Origin of the sequence: Pseudoalteromonas sp. LC2018020214, assembly GCF_016598755.1 — a bacterium.
GTDB lineage: Bacteria > Pseudomonadota > Gammaproteobacteria > Enterobacterales > Alteromonadaceae > Pseudoalteromonas > Pseudoalteromonas distincta.
The window spans coordinates 786,672-808,989 of the sequence record NZ_CP066804.1; the positions used below are offsets into that span (position 1 = coordinate 786,672).

A 22,318-nucleotide genomic window follows, 5' to 3' on the forward strand; every position below is an offset into this window, starting at 1 on the left:
TACTCACAATTAAATCACGTTTTAACTGTGTATTTTATTTAGCTGCTCAATTATTGAAATACTTTACATGACTAAATTTTATTTTTAGGAAATATTATACTTAATTTGATGGTTTGTTAGTTGAAAGCGTCAACCTTTAGTGTGTAAGTGTTTTTTTTATATAGAGGTTATCAAATTTTGAGTTTTTATTTAGTTATTGGCAATAAAAGTTGCGATATTTATCAAGGTTATATTTACCTAATAAATATTATGCTAATTAGTTTTTTAGCCTTTTTATCTAGAAATAAGGGGGGAGTGAGTTGTTTTAGGAAGTATCGCTTCGTTTTATTATTTTAATTAAGTTAATTATTTGTGTTTTATTTTTTTATTGTTCTGATAAGTGGTACGGTATTGTGTTGCTTAAGTTGCTATCCTGTTGTTTTATTTGACTTTTAATTGTTGCCTTTAAGTGTCATTTAGTTAAAATAAGGTTTCAGTATAACTTTTTATTGGGTCAAAACACCCGATTTTAGTTTTAAACGGATGTTTGATTTACTAAAAATCAGTAAATTTCAAAAGGATTTATTAAATGAAAAAGACAAAGTGCTTTGCATTGTGTTTAATCGCAACCTCTATTTTAACTGCGTGTGGCAGTGATAAAGACCCATCTAGTACTAGTGAAACACCTAAAGTAGTAGCCAATACAGCACCTTCAGTAAATGCAGGAGCTGATCTTATCGTAGATGAAAATCAATCTATTTCATTTACAGGAACAGCTGAAGACTCAACCGGTACAATAGTAAGCTATGCATGGCAGCAAACCTCTGGGATTGATTTAGAGCTTAGCGGCTTAGATACAAGCACCCTTTCTTTTACAGCGCCAGAAGTAGATGAAGAGCAAGTTGTTGTATTTGAATTAGTTGCTACTGATGATGGTGGTTTGACTGCATCTGACTCTATTTCAATTACTATTAAAAATGTACTAGTAGAACCAACATTGAGCTTAAACGAAAGAGTCACTGTTGAAGAAAATACAGAAGTAGAAATTACAAGCATAGCAGAGGATTCTAATGGCTCAATAGTGTCGTATGCTTGGCAACAAACTGACGGCATTATCATTGAAATTGATAACTTAACTAATGATTCTTTAAAATTTATTGCTCCAGAAGTTGATTTTGATACAACGTTAACTTTTGACTTAACAGTGACAGATAATGATGGTCAAACAGCTACAAGTAGTGTTTTTGTTGATGTGACTAATGTTGCCGCAAGTGTTATGTCTATACCTGGTGGTAGTGAAAATATTGTTATAGATGGGCAAACCGTTGAAGCAGCGCTGAATGAAGTATTAGTACATTTAAACGATGATGTTACAGAAGCTGAATTAGAAGCTGTTTTTGATGAGATTAGTAATAATGATGCTGGAATCGCAAGTTTTGATGATGCATTAAAAGTATTACAGATAAGAGTTAGAGAAGGCGCTTCTGAAAATAGCTTGATAACAAAAATTGGGGAAATGGGTGGCGTTAGGCATGCAGGTTTAAATACTGTTATAGAGTCAAAAAACTTAAGTCTGATTAGTAATTATAATCATGTAATCAAAAATAAAAACACTGTAATACAATATATTGCAGAGGAAAGCACTGATGAGTCTCTTTTTTCTGGAGATTATTGGGTTAAAGCTGTAGCCGCAGATAAAGCATGGGATGCATTACAAGAACGTACTTTAGCGCCAGTGACATTAGGTGTTGTTGATACCGGTATAGGTGCAGGACAAATTAGCATTGAAAGCTCTCGCTTAACTCGTCTACGCGCACAAGAGAATGGCCAATTTGGTGTTGTTGAAGGTGATGATACAGAAACTGATAGTTCTCATGGGTTGTGGGTATCTAGCTTTATTGCAGGACATAACACGAGTGAAGGCAGTGCTGTGTATGGTGTTGATCACAGTGCCAACTTAATACATACCGATATTTATGTTAAGCGTTGTAAGGATGGATCAACTACTGAAGAGTGTTCATCTGAATCTCCTATTAAAACTTATATAACAGATTTAATAGCAGGAACTAAGGCGACTATAGATAGCGGTGCGAGCATTGTAAATATATCTTGGGGTGATACAAGCACTTGTGCTGACGACTCACAAGTTAGATTAAAAAGTAATAGAAATTGGCGTCTACAACAAACTAACTTAGTGGAATACGCAAAAGAAAAAGATGTATTACTAGTTTATTCGGCTGGTAATAACTGTGAAAAAAATGATGATCAACTTTTAGTTGATATCAATGATATCGCCCAAGATGCTTGGCAAACAAATACATTGATTGTAGCGGCAACAGATGCAGATGATAAAGAAACTGATTTTACACGTATGGGTAACGTCGTAAATATTGCGGCTCCTGGTGATCAAATGGGGTGGGGGAATACTGATGGTAGCTTAGGCGTAGGTACATCATTTTCAGCCGCTTTAGTAACAGGCTCTGCAGGGATTGTGAAAGGAATTAATAGTTCATTAAAAGCAGCGGAGATTAAAGATATTTTAGTTGCTACATCTTCTAATTTAACGCTTTCTGAAGAGTCAAAAGCTCTAGGCACAACCGGTCCTACGCAGTTACTAAATATTCACTCTGCAATACAAACAGCCGATTTAACTGTTGATTCTGTTTTAGATGTTAAGGCACCAATTGCTTTATCTAAAGGGGATAAAACTACTTCGCAGTTAAGCTTTACCTTACCTGAAACTACTGTGACAGCAATTGATGTCATGTTTTTAATTGATGTTAGCGGTAGTTATACTGATGATATAGCCAGCTTAAAAGAGCAAGCTGACAATATATTAGAAAACTTATCTGGTCGTGGAATTAATGTTGCTTTTGGGGTTTCTGCTTTCTCAGACTTTCCTATTGATGGATACGGCCATGAATACGATGGTGATGAAGCGTTCTATTTATTACAGTCGGTGACTACAGATATAGATGCCGCAAAAACAGGAATCAATAATTTAACCATTTATTCAGGTAATGATTATCAAGAATCACAGTTAGAAGGTTTGTACCAAGCTGTAACTGGAGCTGGTAGAGATATAGACAACGATGGAAATTATACTAGTTTAGGTGATATTGAACCTATGAATATTGGTTGGCGTGAAGGTGCTTTAAAAGTTATTTTATTAGCGACAGACGCGCCATTTCATGATTCAGATATAGATGAGAATTACCCGGGTGCGGGCAAAACTGAGGTCATCAATGTATTACAAGAAAAAGGTGTGACTGTATTTGGATTGCAAAGCGGCTCAATTGGCTTAGCTACAGATGATTTAGATTCAATTGTGTTAGCTACCAAAGGACAAACATTTTTATTGTCGTATGATAGTAACGAAATTGCAGCGGCTATTTCTTCAGCTCTTGATGAGGCTTTAAAAGAAATCGATCTCTCAATTGAAGTGATTTCAGGAGAGCAGTGGGTTGAAACTGTTACCCCTGTATTAATTGAGAACGTTAAACCAAATGAAGAAGTGACCTTTGAAATTAATTTGAAAGGGATTAAAAATGCCTCTCTTGAGGAATTAAATTACGAAGTGATACTTTGGATAAGAGGTGATGGTAGCGCAGTTGTAAGAAGGGTTGTAATTCCTATTACAGTTCCAACTTTAGCCGATTAATTTAGACAAAATTAAATGATTAATAAAGCCGATATTGAGCGTTGCTCAATATCGGCTTTTTATTTAATGGGCCAAATATGAGTAGTGCTAATACTTGCCATGCTTTTAGTTTGTTGCTTCTGCAATTGATTTTTAGCATATTACTTCTTACAAAAGTTTATTTTTTCTTTAGCATAAGTGATTTTTACGATTGAAGTATCACGAAGTACTCACAATTAGATCACGTTTTAACTGTGTATTTTACTTAGTTAAAACTTAATTTGAACACCCGCTCAAGTTGTGGTTTAATCATTGCTCAATTATTGAGGAACTTTACATGATTAAATTTTATTTTCACCATACTCCTAACCCAATGAAGGTTGCGCTCTTTTTAGAAGAAACAGGCTTACCGTTTGAACTTGTTCCTCTTGATACTTTAAAAGGTGAGCAACATACACCTGAATTTAAAGCAATTAATCCAAACGCTAAAGCGCCAGCAATTGTTGATGGTGAAACGCGTGTGTTCGATTCGAATGCTATTTTAATGTACCTTTCTGAAAAATATGGGAAGCTTGAAGGCAAGGGCGATGACCGCGCTGAAATGCTGTCGTGGTTAATGTTTATCGCATCGGGTTTAGGTCCGTATTCAGGGCAAAGTGTACACTTTAGACACATGGCGCCAGAAGGGCTTGATTACGCGGTTAATCGTTATTTACGTGAAGCGCAGCGCCATTACGAAGTACTTGATACTCACCTTGAAGGTCGTGACTTTATTGTGGGTGATACATATACCATTGCTGATGTATCTGCATGGGGCTGGATTGATAAAGCAACGGTTGTATTAGGTAAAGAGGGTTTAGCACCGTACCCAAATCTTAAGCGTTGGTTTGAAAGCATTGATAGCCGCCCAGCGGTTGCACGCGCACGCGCAATTGGTACTGATATAGCCTTTAAAAAAGAGTTTGATGAAGACGCTAAAAAAGCGTTTTTTCCTTCAAACTACCCAAAAGTATAAAAAGTAATTAATACTAAACAGCAGATCAGTTAGCTGATCTGCTTATTGTATTTTATTGCTGTGTGAGCGGTTCTTTATTTTCGTCTGACTCAAACAAGCTAACCTCTTGCGTGTGCTTGCTTACGCTATTTCTTTTTAGGGCGATGTATAAATCTGAATGAATATATATACCTTCTTTTCCTGACTTCATTCCTGCAATATCAAACCACGAAAGTAACTGACGTTTTCTACCTGCAAGCTCAAGCCTTATATCGCGCTTTTTAAATATAACGTCGAGATCTGCAAGCATGGCCATTACACTTAAATCTAAATGAGTAAAGCAGGGCACAGCGTCAATTATTACACATTGAGTGTCGTCTTTTTGCCTTGCGTATTGCTCAAGTAATCTGCGTTTAAAGTAGCTGGCATTAAAGTAAGTTAAAGGTGAATTAAAGCGATAGATAAACACGCCTTGCACCGATTTTGCTTTATCTGTGGCGTCTAAGCTTCTTACTACACCGTTAACATCTACGCCTAATATGTTGTCTGTTGGGCGCATAACAGTGCGAATAAATTGAAATAACCCCAGTAATACAGCAAGTGTGATCCCTGGTATAACGCCAATAAATAACACAGCAAGTAAGGTGGCTGAGGCGAGATAAAATGCGTGTTTGTCTTTTCGTTTTAATTGCCAAACCGCTTTTAAATCGAGTAAATGAACAGAGGCAATAATAAGTACAATACCTAGCGCTGCGCTTGGAATAAATTCAAGTGGGGCTGTTAAAAATACAGCTATGAGCGCAATAATAGCTGCTGCTATTATTGATACTAACTGTGTTTTACCACCTGTTGCATCGTTAACAGCGGTGCGTGAGTCGGCGCCACTGACTGCAAAACCTTGCGAAAGAGCTGACGCTATATTGGCAATACCTAACGCTCTAAATTCTTTATCGGCGTCTATGTCGTAGCCATTTTTAGCAGCAAAGCTGCGGGCAGTTAGCATCATACTAACAAAGCTCACGATGGCTAAGTTAAGTGCGGGTACCACCAGCTCACGAATAATCCCTAAATCAAAAACAGGGGTATTAAAAACGGGAAGCCCGCCAGTTACGGTGCCAATGGTTTTTATATCAAATTGTTTTAAATCAAAAATCCATACCAAAAGCGCACCAAAAGCAATAGCAAACATAGATGCAGGCCACGTGGGCTTTATCCGTTTCATGGCAAAATAGACCACCAGTGTAAACAAAGCCATTAATAAGGTTGGAACGTGTGTTTGCGCTAGGTACGTGGGCACACCACCGAGGCGTTCAAGTAAGTAGCGCTCATCAAAAGTAAAACCAAATACTTTAGAAAATTGACCAACAATAATAGTGATAGCTACGCCGTTTAGTAAGCCCATTAAAATAGGTTTAGATAAAAAGTCGGCTAATACACCTAACTTAAATTTACTGGCTATAAAGCACCAAAAGCCGGTCATAGCGGTCATGGTGACAACAAGTTGCCAATGCTTAAAGCTGTCACCTGCAGCAAGAGGTGTTACTACAGCGGCAATAACGGCGCAAGTTGCGGCATCAGGGCCGACTATTAATTGTTTTGAAGTACCAAAAAGTGCATATAGCATCATTGGCAGTATGCAAGAGTATAACCCTACGGCGGCGTTAACACCGGTTAGTTGTGCGTAAGCAATGGCAACAGGTAAAGCCACTGCAGCTACTGATAGCGCTGCCCTTACATCATCAGCAAACCATTGGCGTTCATAGTGCAGCAATGTATTTAAACCGGGCATAAAATTATATAAACGCGACAGCACTTTAGTTTTCCTGCTAATAGTTACAACGTTTTGATAGTAAATTTAATATTCAAATAAGTATAGCTAGGTGGGTGTGTTTTTTACGTAATATAAAGCCACTTTTTTATAGACGTAAAAAAGCCTGCATAAAAGCAGGCTTTAGTTTCTAGGGAAAATTAAAATTTAGCGCGAATACCAAAGCTGTAACGGCGATCCGCTTCAGTGTACTTCCAAGCACCACCTAGTTCAGATAGGTAAATAGAAGGCTCGCCCGTTAAGTTGGTCGCATTACCTACTAAGGTCACGTTTTCGTTAATATCCCAACTTGCTGAGAAGTCTAACTGGCCGCGGTCGTCACGGTAGTTATTACCGTAAACAGTACCTTCTGCTGAAATACTGCCGTCTGAGTTAATATTTTCTACACGTTTCTCGTTTTCAGTATCTAAGAAACTGTCACGGTAGTTATAAGCTAGACGAGTAGAGAAACCTTCGTATTCCCAAAATACTTGTAAGTTATACGTATTTTTAGAAATATCTAATAACGGGTTACCGTTTGGTTGCTCGCTGTCTGCGTATGTGTAGTTTGCGTTAATGCCTAAGCCAGAAAATGCACCAGGTAGGTCTGTAAAGAACTGTTGATAACCAACTTCAAAGCCTTGTACTGAGCCGTTTTCACCATTTACATTTTTAACAGTATCGATACCCGTTAGTCCTGCGTCACGTAAGCCTGCAACATGGTTGAAGCCATCAGCATCTACTGGGAAGTCAGTTGCATCCGAGTAAACTAGGTTATCTTGTGAAACACCTGCAACTTCAAGCTGACATACTTGGTTCCATTGAGTTACGTTTTGGCCTGTTGAAGTGCTTGATGCCGCTACACAGCTACTTTCGTTACTTAAGAAAGATTCAACATCTTTATAAAATACTGCGAAAGAAATTACGTTACCTTGGTCAAAGTAATGCTCTACAGATAAGTCGTATTGCGTTGCACGATATGGTTCTAAATCAATAGAGCCTTGCGTTGCACCTGTAATGTCGTTATTAACGTCAAATGCAGGGCTTAGTTCGCTAAAGTCAGCGCGGCGCATAACTTTTGCAGCAGCAAAGCGGAATAATGTTTCGTCTGAGTAGTTATACGTTACGTTTAAGCTTGGTAAAAAGTCGCTGTAGTCATTGTCGCCAGTTACTTTTTCGCCATTAAGAAATACGCTTGATTCTAAATCTGTAGTTACATAACGACCACCCACAATTGCAGTGATGTTATCAAAGTCTAAGTAGGCTGATATATACACGGCAGCTGTATCTTCAACTACGTTGCGGTATGCGCTTTCTTGGAACTCTTGGTTATCTGAAAGGCTACCTGTTGACGCCAAGTTAGTACCTGCAAGTAACTGCTGAAGCTGAGCGTAAGTATTGGCCGGGTTAGATAAACCGTTGTAGCTTAAAAAGGTTAGTAGGTCGTTTTGTCCCGAATGACCTAGTTGGTCAAAAGAGTTGTCGTGGCTAACTGTTGTAAAGCTATTTGAAAAAGCAGCGTTGTAGTCATCAACCCATAAAGTGGCTAACGAACCGTCTGAGTCGTTAAATGCATTTTTATAAATGTCTTTAATTTCTACTTTGTATTGCTCATATTCGTAATCGCGGTTAGTAACACGTACACCCGCTTTTACTTTAGATACCCAGCTTAAGCTGCTGAGTGGCTCAAACATTTCAACATCAAAACGAATAGCTGTTTCGTCATTGTCTGTTCTTCTATCTTCACTTTTAAACGTACGAAGTGCTAAGTTTTGTGGGTCAGTAAATGCATTAGGATCTGAATGAATGATGCTTGGTAATTTATTACCGTCTTGCGAGAATGCACCATCATATAAATGATTTGTTAGCTGAGTTCCGCCACTTGCTTCAAATGTTGATTTTTCGATTGGGCGAAGTGTAAATTCAGAGTCAGGTCTTACGCTTTCTGATGATGCTACCGCAATTTCACCAGAGATTTTGATGCTGTCAGTAAGGTTCCACTCTGCACCAAGTGCATTTGAAAACGAGTCAGTTTCACGAAAGTCACTGTATGTTTTAGGAATACCAAACTCGTTTGTTAACGTGTAATTATTTACGCCGTTAGCATCTTGAGTTGTATTTGCATCTGTTGATAACGAACCTGCGACACCTAAAATAGAGTTACCAGCTTGTTCACCTGAGCGCTTTGTGCCGCTTAAATCAAGATACACCATGCCATTACCAGATTGTGGTGCCCATTGAAGAGATAAATTTACAGCAGTTCGTTTACGTTGTTCTACATATTGTTCAACACTGTGCTCGTCTCTTACGATAGCGTTGCCACTAGGTGTATTACCTTCTTGGCCATTAATTTCGATATCTTGAGGTTTAACACGGCTAGATGTTTCATCTTGGCGAATTTCGCGATCTTGGAATGAAAACATAGCAATGGCACCAAAGGTACCCATTTCGTCAAAGTCCCAGTTGTTACCAATTGAACCACTAAAAATAGGTGCTACTTTTTCTGTTTTATCAGCGTATTCGCCATCTAATGAAACTGCGCCTGTTAATTTATCTAACTCTAATGGGCGAACTGTCTTTAAACTAACTGTTCCGCCTAATGCACCCTCAATCATATCGGCAGTAGGAGACTTAACTACTTCTACTGTTTTTAAGAAGCTTGATGGGTAATCTTGCAAGCTAATGCCGTCACGAGAGTCACCAATAGTAGAGCGACCATTTAATTCAACACGGTTTTGAGGTAAGCCACGAATAGAAACACTGTCACCCACACCAAAATCGGTATTAATAGATACGCCAGTAATACGTTGCAGTGCTTCTGCAATATTATTATCAGGTAACTTACCAATGTCTTCAGCAACAATTGCATCTACAATACGTCCGTCAGTACGCTTAAGCATAGCGGCGGCTTTCATACTACCTAGCATGCCTTTTACTTCAATTACTTCGATGTCTGCAGCTGCCGTTTCTGAAGCTGCGGGAGCCTCTTGCGCTGCAATATTTGAAGAAGCCATTAGTAAAAGGGCTGCGGCACTGATTGCTGTAGAGCTACTTCTTTTATGTTTATTAATTAATGTTGAAGTAATTTGATTGAGTTTCATGTATCTCTCCCGTTTGGGTACGACTTGCGTCATTGTGTGTGTGTTGTTACTTGGTTTGGTTAACCAATTTAACTGTTGCTTTCCTGTAGTGTGTCATACAGGTGGTATGGTTGAAATTAATCCAATTCAACTTTATTTACAACCTTTGTTTACCAAAATTTCACAATGCGTATTACAAAAACCTCTTTTATTTTGCTTATATTTAATAAATTTAATGGCTTATAGCATGTTTTTATTTTTTGTATTTTGAATGGATTTTATTGAAGTATCTTTACCAAAGGCATTTTTATATATTATTTGTACTATTTAATACATTTGTTAGTACTATTTTTAAATTTTATGCCGTACTTTTATACGTGTTTAGTTTACTTTTTAAGTGATATTGAATTGGAAGAGCGACCATTAAAAGTTCGAAATGATTTATAAATTTGCGAAATAGTGGAGAGGTTAAAATAATTAAAAATCATTTTGGTAATACCAATTTTCTATTGTTTTTATATTGATTTTGTACTAGCTGGGGTGGGGGCGATAAGCTAGGTAGTGATAAATAGATTTTTACGCAAAAAAAAGCCCAGCATAATAATGCTGGGCTTTCTTACTTTAGATGTATTAGCTCTGTAATTCGCCTGTAGATGATTCTAAATGTGCTCGTATGAACCACTGAAATTGCTCTAAATCGGCTAGTTGGCTGGTGATCATATCTTCAGAGACCGGATCTAGCTCAGAAAGAGTCTCAATTGCTTTGCGGTGATCGGCATTAACGCCGTTATATACTTTATCAAGCGCAGCCAAATGCTCGGTGACTAGGCCTTTGCCTACAGGGTATTCGTCCCAAGTACGGCGATCTACAATTGATTTTGGTGTGCCAACAGGTACTGCACCAAGTGTCGCAATTCGCTCTGCAATTGTATCTGTCATTTCGCGTACAATGTCTACTTGCGGGTCTATCATTTCATGTACGCCAATGAAGTTAGGTCCCACTACGTTCCAGTGAATATGCTTTAGAGTAAGCTGTAAATCTATCAATGCAACCATGCGGTTATCGAGGGTAGCTATTGTTTTTTGAGCTGATTCGTCACTCATACCTGGCGCGGTAAATTTAGTTGTTTTGTTTGATTCGTTATTGTTACTCATAATTTCTCCTACATTAAGTAATGTGTTGCTCATATAATATGTTGCGTGATGAGCGTGACTTAAACTTAATAAAGCAACTGCTATGCCGTAAGTTGCTTTATTTTAAAAGTGATTAAAAAACAGGTGGTTATGTTTTTAGTTAAGGTTTTTAAGGCTGCAGAGGAGATTGGATTTTTGAAAAGCCTGCATATATTTGTAAAATATGCAGACTTTAATTTAATAACGCTTAAGTGTATTTAAACGTTGGCTTTATATTCGTGCACTTTTAAAACATCGAGCGGCACTATTTCTAATGATTTTTTATTTGTGGATTCAAGTACCACCGGTGGCGCAACGTTTGCTGAAATAGCATGAAGCCATCTTAGCGCACACAAGCACCATTTATCACCGGCTTTTAAACCTTCAAAATCGTAAAGAGGGTTCGGGGTTATTAAATCGTTACCTTGTGATTTTGAAAATTGTAAAAACTCATCAGTCATAATTGCACACACACTGTGATTGCCAAGATCTGATTCTGGTACATAACAAAACCCTTCACGTGTGTAGCCACCATTACCGCAACATAGTTTTAAGCGTGTGCCGAGTACATTAAATTGATTCGCCATGAAATACCTTAATTTGTGGTGTTTAATAAATTTACTCTATCAGGAGTAACTCGCTTGAGATAGCTATAAAACTTAAAAGAGGGAAGGACTACACAAACTTAAGCCGCAGCAAATTGCGGGCTTAGTATTGTTTATTATTTAATACGCAGCGCCATACAATCGCTATGACCGTTTATGATCATGCTTTTATCAACACGCACGCCACCACCAGAGTATTTACCGGCGGCTGTAAAACTACATATTTGTACAAAGTAGTCGTCTACTTTAGGCAGTGCAAATAGTTGTTGGTATATTTGGTCTTGCTCTGCAAAGTGCCCCATTGTTTTTTCTATAACTTGTTGCTGTTCATCAACAAGTTGAATATTAGCGCCACAGCGTCCTACTATTGGTTTAACTACATAACCGGTTTGTAATAACTCGTCGTTAAGCTCAAACGCGGTATTAAGTAAATATTTATGATTAGGGAATAAGCTCCATAGTATTGGCAAAATAGCTTTGTTACTTGGAATTAATGTCCACAGCGGTTCAAACACCATCACGTTTTTACGCAGTAGTACATCGACTAAGCGCGGCGTTTCACCAGCTTTGAATTGTGGTTCAAAGTTATCACCTAATGATTGGTCGGCTTCACACTCTTCACGAATTTGATCAAGTGCGGTTTCCCACGACCAGGTTTTCCATACATAACTCAGTTGTGCGCCATCTGCATCTACTATGTTGCCTGACTCATTCCAGCTAAGTTTGCTTAAGCCAATTACTAACTTACATTCAAAGCCAGCGGCTTCAATAGCTTCTTTCATAAATAATGCGTGGTAATGTTCTTCTGGTTCATCATCTTGCAGAATATGAACAAGACCTTTTACTTCACTTTTACGCCATGCTTTTACGAGGTCTTTAAATAAATTTTGGCCTGCATCTACACCTGTTTTAACACTAAAGTGTTTTGCCCACTTTCCCTGAACTTTGCCGCTTTCCATGTAACACGATGCCGAATCGCAATTGTATTCGTAAACTTTTAAACCTGCTGCTGTTAAGGCAAAGTCAAACCGGCTGGTTATTAATTGGTTTAAGCGGTTATCCCACGATTGGCGAATTTTATTAAGCACAACATCGGGTAAATTAAACTTTTTTAATAACTCAGGGTGCTGCAATACATAGTCGGTTGCATGCATAAATAAGCCATGCAGCTCATTTGTTGCATGCTCAATGCTTTGCTGCGCCGTTTGAGATATCGCAAAGTAATTATGCTGTTCTTCATCTACTGATGTAAGTTTATGGCCTTGCATCATTTCTACGTAGGCAGCTTCATCGTCATTCGCAATATTTAACCATGACTTGTTTGCTTGGCCTGTATCTACTGCTTTATGGGCTTCTATAATAAATAAATCAGTGTTTAGCTCAGACGTTGGCTCAGCATATTCTGTTTCATCAGTTTGTGTCATCCAGCCTAAAATAGTGGCGTCGCTGTAAGAGCACTCAATCCAATAGTCGCCATCTTTAGTTACTTTTGCTTTTAGTTCTCGGCACCAGTTTTGATTTGTTGGCCATATTTGATGTCCTACATTTTGCTCAGCAAGGCGTATTTTATCTTCATGCACTTCAACAACGACAGCAACATGGCCTGTTTCTTCAAACTCGCCGCCTTCTTCCCATATAAGTAAACTACCTACTTGAGGGTGATGTTTAGCACCATTTTTAAACGCGTTTAGTGGCAGTCTATTTTGGCTATTTACATCGCGTACTGAACGCAGCTCAAAAATATCGTAAGCCATGGCTATGTCATCAAAAATATAACCATGGTTGAGGTACATCCATCTACGGGCAAACTCAACGCATTGCCATTTATAGCCCATGTAAATACCGTCTAGGTAACTACGATAGGCGCTACGATTAGGATAAATGCTTTCGTCAGCCGTATCATAATCAGATGAGTAAACAGCAACATTACCAGGTGCATAACCTAATAAAGTACCAAAATCACTAACAGGAGCAGAAGATTTCATAAACAAAGATGTTAAAAATAAGGTGTGATAATTTGCTGACTATATGAGTCAAACTGCGTTATAGCAAGATATTACTGGGTATAATCTTTAATTAAATATTGGTGCTAAATAGGGCTTAAAATTATATTTTATTAATCCATCGTTTTAAAAGCAGTAGTTAAGAAATCCCTCCTTCAAAGTGCTTATACATGTAAAACTGAACCTATATTCGTACTTTGGTTAATTTTTTGTTAAACTGTTGCGCTTGGTATAGCAAAACTAGCTAAAATTAGTTAAAAGTTTTTAAAACAGGAAAAATAATGGAAGACATAATAAACAACATTGATATTAATCAATATTTACCCGCTGCAATTACGTGGGCAACCAACATATTACTAGCAATTGCAATTTTGCTTGCGGGCTTATGGTTAGCGGGCAAAGTACGCAATTTAATTATTGGCTTGTGTCATAAATACACTCATCTTGATGACACGCTTTTTCGCTTTTTAGGCAGCATGGCTCGCTACATAATATTAGCGTTCGTTATTATTGCTGTGTTAAATCGCTTTGGTGTACAAACAGCCTCTATTATTGCTTTGCTAGGTGCTGCGGGGCTTGCTATAGGCTTGGCGTTACAAGGTGCAATGTCGAACCTTGCCGCAGGCGTTATGTTGCTAATATTTAGACCTTATAAAGTAAATGACTTTATTGAGGCTGCAGGGCGTTTTGGTAAAGTAACAGAAGTAGATATGTTTACTACTATTTTACAAACGTTCGATAACCAACAGGTTATTATTCCAAATAGTCAAATTTGGGGCGCGCAAATTATAAACCATTCACATCATCCAATTCGTGGTGTGGATATGCATTTTGGTGTTGCTTACGGTGAAGATACAACGGCTGTACGTAAAGTTATAGATGCCGTACTTGCAGCGCACCCACACATATTAAAAGATCCAGCGCCTTTTGTTGAAGTAGAAACACTTAACAACAGCTCAGTAGACTTTTTAGTAAGACCTTTTTGTAAGGGCGAGCATTACTTCGATATTCTTTACACGGTGCCAGAGTTAATTAAAAAAGCACTTGATGAAAACAACATCGAAATACCTTTCCCACATCGTAAAGTTATTTTAGTTAACGAAAGCAAAGATTAACTAAATTTAAAACGGTTTAAACCTAAGAGCACTTTTAAGTGCTCTTTTTTTGTGTGAAAAAGTTACATACCTGTGTAACCTTTTCTTTTATAAATCACCTCAAATACTACATTGTTATCTGTACAGCCCTTTTTTGCTAGGTTGGATGGCTGGTCTTTATTTTGCATTTGCATAGTCGCTTTTAGCTTTAAAGCTCATAAAAACTATTGACCCATTAAATCAAACTGTATGAAGGACTAAACATGGCTGAATCATTTAAATACTCAGGTAATAAAGGGCATGGCGGTGAATTGCATCAAAAAGCGTCGGATGAACACCCTACCATGACCACCGCGCAGGGCTGCCCTGTAAGTGACGATCAAAATTCATTACGTGCAGGCAAGCGTGGCCCCGGATTATTAGAAGATCACATAATGCGCGAGAAGATCTTTCACTTTGATCACGAACGCATTCCTGAGCGTGTAGTGCACGCCAGAGGCTATGGTGCACACGGATATTTTGAAACTTACGACACGCTTGAAGATTTAACCTGTGCAGATATTTTTCAGCGAAAAGGTGAAAAAACCCCAGTATTTACTCGCTTTTCTACGGTTGCAGGTAATAAAGGGTCTCCAGATTTAGCACGTGATGTACGTGGTTTTGCGGTAAAATTTTATACCCAAGAAGGAAACTGGGATTTAGTGGGTAACAATATACCGGTATTCTTTATTCAAGATGCGATGAAGTTTCCAGACTTAGTTCATTCAGCTAAAGCCGAGCCTGATCGTGGTTTTCCACAAGCGCAAACAGCACATGATAACTTTTGGGATTTTGTGAGCTTATCGCCTGAGTCAATGCACATGGTTATGTGGGCAATGTCTGATAGAGCTATTCCACGCTCTTTGCGCTTTATGGAAGGTTTTGGTGTTCATACCTTTAAATTTATTAATGCCAAAGGTGATGAGAAATTTGTTAAATTTCATTGGAAACCAAAAGGCGGAATGCAATCTGTAGTATGGAACGAAGCACTTAAGCTAAACGGCGCGGACCCTGATTTTCATCGCAGAGACATGTGGGAATCTATTGGCAACGGCGACTTCCCTGAGTGGGAGTTAGGTGTACAGGTGTTTGATCAGCAATTTGCTGATGAATTTGAATTTGATGTTTTTGATGCCACCAAGCTTATACCTGAAGAGCAAGTACCAGTGCAAATTGTTGGCCGTATGGTGCTTGACCGTGTTGTAGACAACTTTTTTGCAGAAACAGAGCAAGTAGCATTTTGTACTCAAAACATTGTACCGGGGCTCGACTTTACTCCCGACCCGCTACTGCAAGGTCGTAACTTTTCATACTTAGATACTCAAACCAAGCGTTTAGGTGGTCCTAACTTTACGCATATTCCGGTCAATGCGCCTAAATGTCCAATGCGTCATTTTCAGCAAGATGGCCACATGGCAATGCACAATCCAAAAGGGCGTGTTAATTATGAGCCAAACTCATGGAGCGCAGGCGAAAACAACCCGCGCGAATGCCCAGTACATGGCTTTAAAAGCTCAAAGGAACCTGAAGTAAGCGGCGGTGACAAACTGCGTTATCGCTCAGAAACATTCAGCGATCATTACAGTCAAGCTCGTCAATTTTATTTAAGTCAAACAGAGGTAGAGCAGGCGCATATTCAATCTGCGTACGTGTTTGAGCTGTCTAAAGTTGAGCATTTGCCAATACGAGAACGTTTGGTATCGCACTTGTTAAATATTGACGAAACCCTCGCAAATAAAGTTGCCGAAGGACTTGGCTTGCAAGAAATGCCAGGCCCAGCTGAAGCAGCAATGCCAACTCGTAAAGACTTACCTGTATCTGATGCGTTAAGTATTTTGAAAAATGCGCCCAACACCTTCAAAGGCCGTAAATTAGGTATTTTAGTAAGTGATGGCTTTGATGCAGAAATTTTTGAATCGGTTACCAATGCACTTAAAAGTGAAGGTGCAAACTTTGAAATTATTGCCCCGCAAGTTGGCGGTGCTGAATGCAGTAAAGGTAAGCACTTTAAAGCTGATCAGGTTATTAATGGTGGTCCATCGGTTTTATACGATGCGGTACTTGTACTCACCACCGAAGATGGAGCTGAAAAACTAGCTGCCATAGCAGAAGCTAAAGACTTTGTAAGTGATGCGTACGCACATATGAAATTTATAGGCTTTACAAATGAGGCTAAGCCTTTATTTAAAGCGGCAGGCCTTGATGGAAAAGTAGATGATGGTTGGATAGATTTAGCGGCACATTCAGCCGATAAATTTATAAATACATTGCGTAATTTAAGATATTGGGAGCGTTAGTAAGCTCAATAATTAAAAAAACCACAGCATGTAATTGTTGTGGTTTTTTTTAGCTCACCTAGTTAAGGTATTAGTTCAAGCCAACAATAAAAAATTGGATATATTATGAAGCTTAATGGCGCTTGTCACTGTGGCAAAGTGGTATTTACGGTCAACTCAAAACACCCTTATCCTTACAATTTATGTTACTGCTCTATATGCCGTAAAACCGCAGGGAGCGGCGGGTTTGTTATTAATTTAAACGCGCAATACAGCACGCTTGAGGTTACAGGGCTTGAACACATAACTATTTATCATGCAAAAATAGGCGATAAAATCAGCCCTGCAGAGCGTCATTTTTGTAAGCATTGTAGTGCTAACTTGTGGTTATACGATGCACGTTGGCCTGAGCAAGTTCATCCCTTTGCAGGTGCAATAGATAGTGAGTTACCCATACCGCCAGAGCGCACTCATTTAATGCTTGGTAGTAAAGCAAATTGGGTAAATGCGCCCATTAATAAAGGTGACAAGCAGTTTGAAGAATACCCTGATGAAAGTATTGCTGCTTGGCATAAGCGTTTAAACCTCGAAAAGTAACGCAATTTTTTGTATGAGCTAAGCTTAAATTTAGGGGCAATTAAACGCATATTTAGTTAATTAAATATTAAAAATCACCGCGTAAGTAAAGGAGAATATTATGGCAGTCTCAGCAATACCAAAAGGGTTTCATTCAGTTACACCTTATTTAATTATGAATGACGCACAAAAAGCGATAGATTTTTATTGTGATGCATTTAATGCTGAACACGTAATGCAGATGCCTTTACCTGATGGTGGAATAGCCCATGCAGAAATAATAATTGGTGATTCGCATATTATGCTTTCAGATAATGGTTCTGAAGAGCATTTAAAAAACCCAAAAGAGCTCGGTGGTACAGCGCTAAGCCTTATGCTTTATGTTGAAGATGTTGATACCGTATTTAAAAAAGCAATTGAGCTTGGTGCAACACTAATAAGACCCGTACATGATCAGTTTTATGGTGATAGGACCGGCACACTACAAGACCCATTTGGTCATATATGGATCATTGGTACACACAAAGAAGATGTTAGTGACGAAGAGTTAAATAATCGAATTGGGAATATAACAAATCAAGAGCAAGACGCATAATTCGCATGCTAATTAGATTTATGTACCTTTCTAATTACATTGATGGCTTTAATGGAAGGCTTGTGGCTTTTGCTTCAACTTAACTAGGTTTTACCTTGTTATCGACACGGTTTTCTTACCTAAAAGTAGCTCACTTAGTAAAGCGAATTGGTATAGATTACTAGTTAAATTTTAGGCATAAAAAAACCTCAGCCAATAATTAGCTGAGGTTCAAAAAGTGGTACCAGCGGCCGGACTCGAACCGGCACTCCTTTCGGAAGGGGATTTTGAATCCCCCATGTCTACCAATTTCATCACGCTGGCATAATTTTTCTTTAATCTTTTAAGCATAAAAAGATAAAGAAAAACCACTTAAAATAAAAAGGATACTTGTATACCTCTTATTCTGTATCCGCATTATACAAACAAAAGAGGGGGCGGCAAGCCTTTTCTTTTATTTGTATAAACAACTGGTTGATAATTAATCGTTTATAGCAAGGAGACTCCACCGGTAAATTTTTTAAGTCTTTTTGGGCTGATATATAAAGCGAATATCTTGGTTTATGAGTGCTATTAAACTGTTATGCGATTGAATAAATAAGCAATTGAACTATTGATAATAGTGAATCGTATTATAATAATTATTCCTGCTTTATGCCGATTTTGCGCTTGATTCAGGTATTATTTGTACAACAAGGTTTTTAAGACATTAAATATGACTCAATTAAGTGCCAAGCAAAATATTCAAGCGATTGTGAAAGCCATAAAAGCGGAAGAAGCATCACTTCGCCAAAAGCATCCATTACTTGTACATCAAAATACCTTAGGGTTGATCATTTTATTGCTGTCGCTTAGTGCATTAATTGGCGTTGGGGTTTTATATTATTTGGCCCTAATACCCGCTTGGGTGTGTATAGTGCTTGCGGCTATTGCTGCGTCTATTTCCCATGAGTTAGAGCACGACCTTATACATAAACAATACTTTAGCAATCAGCCGTTTATGCATAATTTTATGATGCTAACAGTATGGTTAATGCGGCCAAATACTATTAGCCCATGGTACCGACGTAAAATGCATTTACACCATCACAAAGCCTCAGGCACACAACAAGACCTAGAAGAACGCTTGGTGGGAAACGGTATTAAAAATCCATTTTTACGTGCGCTAGTTATTGTAGATGGGTTATTAGGGCTAATTATTTCTACTAAACGTTTTAGAAAAGAAATTAATGGCTTTAGTTTTTCGAGTGTTTTTAATGCGGGGTTTCCGATAGCGACTGCGTATTTTGCTATTTTATATAGCGTTATTGTATTTCATATTGTTGATTTATTTATACCACTTTCGCTTAATTCGCCTAGCTGGGTACTAAGTATAATGAACGTGTTTGAATTTTTAATGGTCGTGCTCATTGTGCCTAATATTATTCGTTCAAGTTCGCTTAATTTTGTTACCTCAAGCATGCATTACTATGGCGGCGTTAATAACATGCTTGAGCAAACTCATGTACTAACGAGTCGTTTATTTATGCCGTTTCACTTATTTTGTTTTAACTTTGGTAAAACACATACCATTCATCATTTTGTGCCAAATCAGCCGTTTTATTTACGCCAAATGCTAAGTAAAAAAATACTTAAAGTAATGGCGCAGCATAACGTGCGCTTTAACGATTTTGATAGCATTAAAAATGCGAATGCTTATAAAGCCTAGATAAAGCTAAGTGCAATTAACGCAGTGAAAACAGACAAACATTATTACATGAGTGGTTTAATTGCTAATGTTATAAAAGGCTTTCTGCTGACGCCATTGTTTGTATAATTCTTGGCATAGAGACGAAGGCATATAAATAATCCTTAGCTCTAAAGTGGTTTGTCTTTATCTTCTCGTGTTTAGAAAGTTAAAGCAAAATGACGCCAGCGTGATGAAAGTGGTAGGCGTGGGGAATTCAAAACCCCCTAGCGAAAGGTGTGTCGGTGCGAGCCTGCCCGCTGGATGAATTAATTACTCTTACTACATTTGAATGTGCTTATGTGAGCTTTACTTAGCACTAAAAGCTCCGTACGCTTACTTACCCTCTAAAAACGCGATGAACTCTCCAGCCAATACATACCAAATATCATCTTTATTTGAGAGTGTCTGAATAAGCTGCTCGGCGTAATCCCAGTTATTGTTTTTTGTATTTTTATCAAACTCCCACGAATGGCCCCAAATCATCATCACAGTGAGTTTATTGCTGTTTAGCGCTAAGTATTGCTCTATTAATGGCATTGCGTTTGAGTGGTGAACGGTTGGGTGCCACGCCATGTAGTTAGTAGGGAGTTCAAAATTAAGGGTGTCGTTTACTGTTCGGGCATTAGTAAAGCCAGCTTGCTTTACTAATTTCATCGCAGCTTTATCGTACGAGCCTAAAGGGTACGCAAATGATTGCAAAGGGCTGCCTTTAATTGGCGATAAAATTTGCTTATCACGGGCTAATTGTAATTTCAGCTCTGCTGTATCTAAGTCCGCAAAGCCGGGGTGTGAGTAACTATGGCTTGCTATTTCATGACCTTTATAAAGTGCTTTTACTTCACTTTGTTTAATATATTCGCCTTCTTTACCGGTAAAGGCTTTCATCCATGGTAGCTTTTTAGCAAATAATCCTGAGTTTAAATTAAATGTGCCAACAACCTGGTATTTATTAAATAGCGCCACGAGCTTTCTGTCTTGTGTAACGCCATCGTCGTAACTAAAAATAACGGCTTTAGTCGCGCCGTTAGGGTAGCTTTTTGCAGGCACTTTATTGGCTGTACAAGTAAAGCTTACCGCCATTAACATACCAATTAATAAGTACTTCATTTTAATGTCTTCATTATAGGTGCAAGTTGCTTAACCCAGAGGGCATAGCCTGCCTCGTTTAAATGGGTACCATCGGTAGTGAGCGCTTCATTAAGCGTGCCTTGTGCGCCTAAAAATGCTGGGTGTAAGTCTATGTAGGTAAATCGTGCGTGCTTAATTGCTTTAATTTGCTTGTTAACCGTTTGCGCCATTTGAGTTATAAAATCGCGATGATCTGGCAAAATACTTTGTACATAAATTTGTGTATTAGGTAGCGCCTCATTGAGCTGAGTCACTACTTTTTCGATATTTTCACTTATCGACGATAGGTTTTTTACTTGCTTTATATAGTGAAAATTAAAAATATCGTTTACGCCAATTTTTAAAAATATAGCTTTAGGAGGGGCTGCTTTTAATTCGTTTAAACGCGCTAAAACACCGTAGGTCATATCGCCACTAATACCGCGGTTTCTTACGCGTAGGTCGTTAAACCTAATGGCCCAATTTAATCCCTGCTCAGTAATGCTATCACCAACAAATACAATATCGCCTTTACGTAAAGGTTGCAGCTTAAAGTGCGCTGTGCGCTCGCCATAGTGGTTTTTTAACCACTGCGACTGAAAAGGAATGAGCGTTTCAGCATTGGCTTTAAAACTAATTAAAGCCGTCCACATTATGAACGCGATAAATATAAAATAGGTGTATTGGTGTGTGTTAATACTTGGTTTATAATTCATAAAAAGCTGCGCTTATAGACATACTAATTTTTCAATGTATCTATAAACGCCGGATTTTGATATATGTTGCATTCGTATTCAGGCTTTGTTTTTAAACATTCCTTTTATTAAGCCTGCTAGTTTGGCTACCCCTAAAGTAAGTAACATCGGTACGCCTATTAAAATAAGCTCTTTTACAAAAGGTAAAATATACATCAATATCGGTGCTATATTTGGCTTTTCTCCTTCAGGTGAGCCGTGGCTATAACCTTGTAGGTTTATTTGCATAGCCCAATCTGTTCGCTCCAAAGTCACCAATATCAGGCTTACTAAAACAGATACAATTAAAACGATGCTGGTGCGGGTTTTCCACTGTTGTTTTAAGTGCTTCATTATTTAGCCTCCTTTGCAAACATACGTTTGGTTAGTTTTACAATCCACCCCAAATTAAGAGCTAAATGAACACCTAGCATTGGCATAATAAAAGTGGCCGAATCATGATGTATCTTTGACCAAAAGTCTTGAATATTTAAACTAATATCAAGCGCAGGTAGTAAAGCAACCGACACTAAAAAACCACTCACAAATACCAGTAACATCATTATATAAAGTAGGTAATCCCACACTATGTTAAAACGTTCTCGAGCACTTAATTTAGATAATAAGCGCTTAAAGCTGCGCTGTATCCAATCCCAATGTAGTAATAAGTGAATTGAAAATGGCACTATAAAAAACAAACTAAGCCATTCATGTAAAGGTACGCCCGTCGCTTGTGGTGCGCTTACTAGCATAAAGCTTATAAGGAGTAGTGCATCCATTACATAGCGGAATTTTTGTAAGTTTTGCTTCCAGTTAGACATTGTAATATGACCCTAATTTTTAATTACTTTTTGATTGCCACTATTTAAGGTACACCCTCCTTAAACAGTAAAAGGCTCAATAAAATA

The 22,318-nt window shown here is 38.2% G+C and carries 16 protein-coding genes and 1 tRNA gene; 7 read left to right on the forward strand and 10 right to left on the reverse strand.

Annotated features, from left to right (window positions below; genetic code table 11):
* Window positions 1–568 precede the first annotated feature (568 nt).
* Together JG479_RS03435 and JG479_RS03440 are read left to right on the forward strand one after the other, a co-directional pair.
* Entirely contained in the window at window positions 569–3,640 is a 3,072-nt protein-coding gene (locus tag JG479_RS03435) for a PKD domain-containing protein (RefSeq protein WP_200219956.1), read from the forward strand.
* A 316-nt stretch (window positions 3,641–3,956) separates the two neighbouring features.
* Window positions 3,957–4,634 (forward strand): glutathione S-transferase family protein, encoded by a 678-nt coding sequence (locus JG479_RS03440; protein ID WP_200219957.1) that lies wholly within the window; start codon window positions 3,957–3,959, stop codon window positions 4,632–4,634.
* Window positions 4,635–4,686: 52 nt separating this feature from the next.
* Here JG479_RS03440 and JG479_RS03445 read toward each other — a convergent pair whose 3' ends face one another.
* From JG479_RS03445 to gss, 5 genes are all read right to left on the reverse strand, one after another.
* The gene (locus JG479_RS03445; protein ID WP_200219958.1) at window positions 4,687–6,426 is read right to left on the reverse strand and encodes a SulP family inorganic anion transporter; all 1,740 of its coding nucleotides are present in this window, start codon (window positions 6,424–6,426) and stop codon (window positions 4,687–4,689) included.
* Between the two features lie 155 nt (window positions 6,427–6,581).
* Window positions 6,582–9,521, reverse strand: a complete 2,940-nt coding sequence (locus JG479_RS03450; RefSeq protein ID WP_200219959.1) for a TonB-dependent receptor — start codon at window positions 9,519–9,521, stop codon at window positions 6,582–6,584.
* A gap of 609 nt (window positions 9,522–10,130) precedes the next feature.
* Window positions 10,131–10,655 (reverse strand): DNA starvation/stationary phase protection protein Dps, encoded by a 525-nt coding sequence (gene dps, locus JG479_RS03455; protein ID WP_200219960.1) that lies wholly within the window; start codon window positions 10,653–10,655, stop codon window positions 10,131–10,133.
* A gap of 236 nt (window positions 10,656–10,891) precedes the next feature.
* Window positions 10,892–11,260 carry a DUF2237 family protein gene (locus tag JG479_RS03460; protein WP_200219961.1) on the reverse strand — a complete coding sequence of 123 codons (369 nt, stop codon included), beginning with the start codon at window positions 11,258–11,260 and terminating at the stop codon, window positions 10,892–10,894.
* Between the two features lie 134 nt (window positions 11,261–11,394).
* A complete protein-coding gene (gene gss / locus JG479_RS03465; protein ID WP_200219962.1) occupies window positions 11,395–13,263 on the reverse strand; it encodes a bifunctional glutathionylspermidine amidase/synthase in 1,869 nt (622 codons plus the stop codon).
* Window positions 13,264–13,562: 299 nt separating this feature from the next.
* On the opposite strand from gss, the gene JG479_RS03470 reads away from it, so the two are divergent.
* The 4 genes from JG479_RS03470 to JG479_RS03485 all read left to right on the forward strand — a co-directional run bounded on the left by JG479_RS03470 (window position 13,563) and on the right by JG479_RS03485 (window position 17,861).
* Complete coding sequence (locus JG479_RS03470; protein WP_024590253.1) at window positions 13,563–14,396, forward strand: mechanosensitive ion channel family protein; 834 nt, start codon at window positions 13,563–13,565, stop codon at window positions 14,394–14,396.
* 242 nt (window positions 14,397–14,638) lie between these two features.
* A complete protein-coding gene (locus JG479_RS03475; RefSeq protein ID WP_200219963.1) occupies window positions 14,639–16,711 on the forward strand; it encodes a catalase in 2,073 nt (690 codons plus the stop codon).
* A gap of 105 nt (window positions 16,712–16,816) precedes the next feature.
* A complete protein-coding gene (locus JG479_RS03480; RefSeq protein WP_200219964.1) occupies window positions 16,817–17,287 on the forward strand; it encodes a GFA family protein in 471 nt (156 codons plus the stop codon).
* A gap of 100 nt (window positions 17,288–17,387) precedes the next feature.
* A complete protein-coding gene (locus JG479_RS03485) occupies window positions 17,388–17,861 on the forward strand; it encodes a VOC family protein (protein WP_039485178.1) in 474 nt (157 codons plus the stop codon).
* Between the two features lie 218 nt (window positions 17,862–18,079).
* On the opposite strand, the gene JG479_RS03490 is transcribed toward JG479_RS03485, so the two are convergent.
* Window positions 18,080–18,164, reverse strand: a tRNA-Leu gene (locus JG479_RS03490).
* Window positions 18,165–18,555: 391 nt separating this feature from the next.
* Here JG479_RS03490 and JG479_RS03495 point away from each other — a divergent pair.
* Window positions 18,556–19,548, forward strand: coding sequence for a fatty acid desaturase (locus JG479_RS03495; protein WP_200219965.1), 993 nt, complete (start codon window positions 18,556–18,558; stop codon window positions 19,546–19,548).
* A gap of 354 nt (window positions 19,549–19,902) precedes the next feature.
* Here JG479_RS03495 and JG479_RS03500 read toward each other — a convergent pair whose 3' ends face one another.
* The 4 genes from JG479_RS03500 to JG479_RS03515 all read right to left on the reverse strand — a co-directional run bounded on the left by JG479_RS03500 (window position 19,903) and on the right by JG479_RS03515 (window position 22,231).
* Entirely contained in the window at window positions 19,903–20,676 is a 774-nt protein-coding gene (locus JG479_RS03500) for a polysaccharide deacetylase family protein (protein ID WP_200219966.1), read from the reverse strand.
* The gene (locus JG479_RS03505; RefSeq protein ID WP_200219967.1) at window positions 20,673–21,392 is read right to left on the reverse strand and encodes a GDSL-type esterase/lipase family protein; all 720 of its coding nucleotides are present in this window, start codon (window positions 21,390–21,392) and stop codon (window positions 20,673–20,675) included. The genes JG479_RS03500 and JG479_RS03505 overlap by 4 nt, the downstream gene beginning before the upstream one ends.
* A gap of 78 nt (window positions 21,393–21,470) precedes the next feature.
* On the reverse strand, window positions 21,471–21,764 hold the full coding sequence (locus JG479_RS03510; RefSeq protein WP_138489996.1) for a hypothetical protein: 294 nt from the start codon (window positions 21,762–21,764) through the stop codon (window positions 21,471–21,473).
* Window positions 21,764–22,231, reverse strand: a complete 468-nt coding sequence (locus tag JG479_RS03515; protein ID WP_200219968.1) for a DUF4405 domain-containing protein — start codon at window positions 22,229–22,231, stop codon at window positions 21,764–21,766. The genes JG479_RS03510 and JG479_RS03515 overlap by 1 nt, the downstream gene beginning before the upstream one ends.
* Between the last annotated feature and the right edge of the window lie 87 nt (window positions 22,232–22,318).

Excerpts from the sequence above, each read along its gene's own strand:
- dps (WP_200219960.1), bottom strand. The coding sequence starts at position 10,655 with ATGAGTAACAATAACGAATCAAACAAAACAACTAAATTTACCGCGCCA.
- JG479_RS03440 (WP_200219957.1), top strand. The coding sequence starts at position 3,957 with ATGATTAAATTTTATTTTCACCATACTCCTAACCCAATGAAGGTTGCG.
- JG479_RS03470 (WP_024590253.1), top strand. The coding sequence starts at position 13,563 with ATGGAAGACATAATAAACAACATTGATATTAATCAATATTTACCCGCT.
- JG479_RS03480 (WP_200219964.1), top strand. The coding sequence starts at position 16,817 with ATGAAGCTTAATGGCGCTTGTCACTGTGGCAAAGTGGTATTTACGGTC.
- JG479_RS03510 (WP_138489996.1), bottom strand. The coding sequence starts at position 21,764 with ATGAAGCACTTAAAACAACAGTGGAAAACCCGCACCAGCATCGTTTTA.
- JG479_RS03450 (WP_200219959.1), bottom strand. The coding sequence starts at position 9,521 with ATGAAACTCAATCAAATTACTTCAACATTAATTAATAAACATAAAAGA.
- JG479_RS03460 (WP_200219961.1), bottom strand. The coding sequence starts at position 11,260 with ATGGCGAATCAATTTAATGTACTCGGCACACGCTTAAAACTATGTTGC.
- JG479_RS03485 (WP_039485178.1), top strand. The coding sequence starts at position 17,388 with ATGGCAGTCTCAGCAATACCAAAAGGGTTTCATTCAGTTACACCTTAT.
- JG479_RS03505 (WP_200219967.1), bottom strand. The coding sequence starts at position 21,392 with ATGAATTATAAACCAAGTATTAACACACACCAATACACCTATTTTATA.
- JG479_RS03495 (WP_200219965.1), top strand. The coding sequence starts at position 18,556 with ATGACTCAATTAAGTGCCAAGCAAAATATTCAAGCGATTGTGAAAGCC.
- JG479_RS03475 (WP_200219963.1), top strand. The coding sequence starts at position 14,639 with ATGGCTGAATCATTTAAATACTCAGGTAATAAAGGGCATGGCGGTGAA.
- JG479_RS03435 (WP_200219956.1), top strand. The coding sequence starts at position 569 with ATGAAAAAGACAAAGTGCTTTGCATTGTGTTTAATCGCAACCTCTATT.
- gss (WP_200219962.1), bottom strand. The coding sequence starts at position 13,263 with ATGAAATCTTCTGCTCCTGTTAGTGATTTTGGTACTTTATTAGGTTAT.
- JG479_RS03500 (WP_200219966.1), bottom strand. The coding sequence starts at position 20,676 with ATGAAGTACTTATTAATTGGTATGTTAATGGCGGTAAGCTTTACTTGT.
- JG479_RS03515 (WP_200219968.1), bottom strand. The coding sequence starts at position 22,231 with ATGTCTAACTGGAAGCAAAACTTACAAAAATTCCGCTATGTAATGGAT.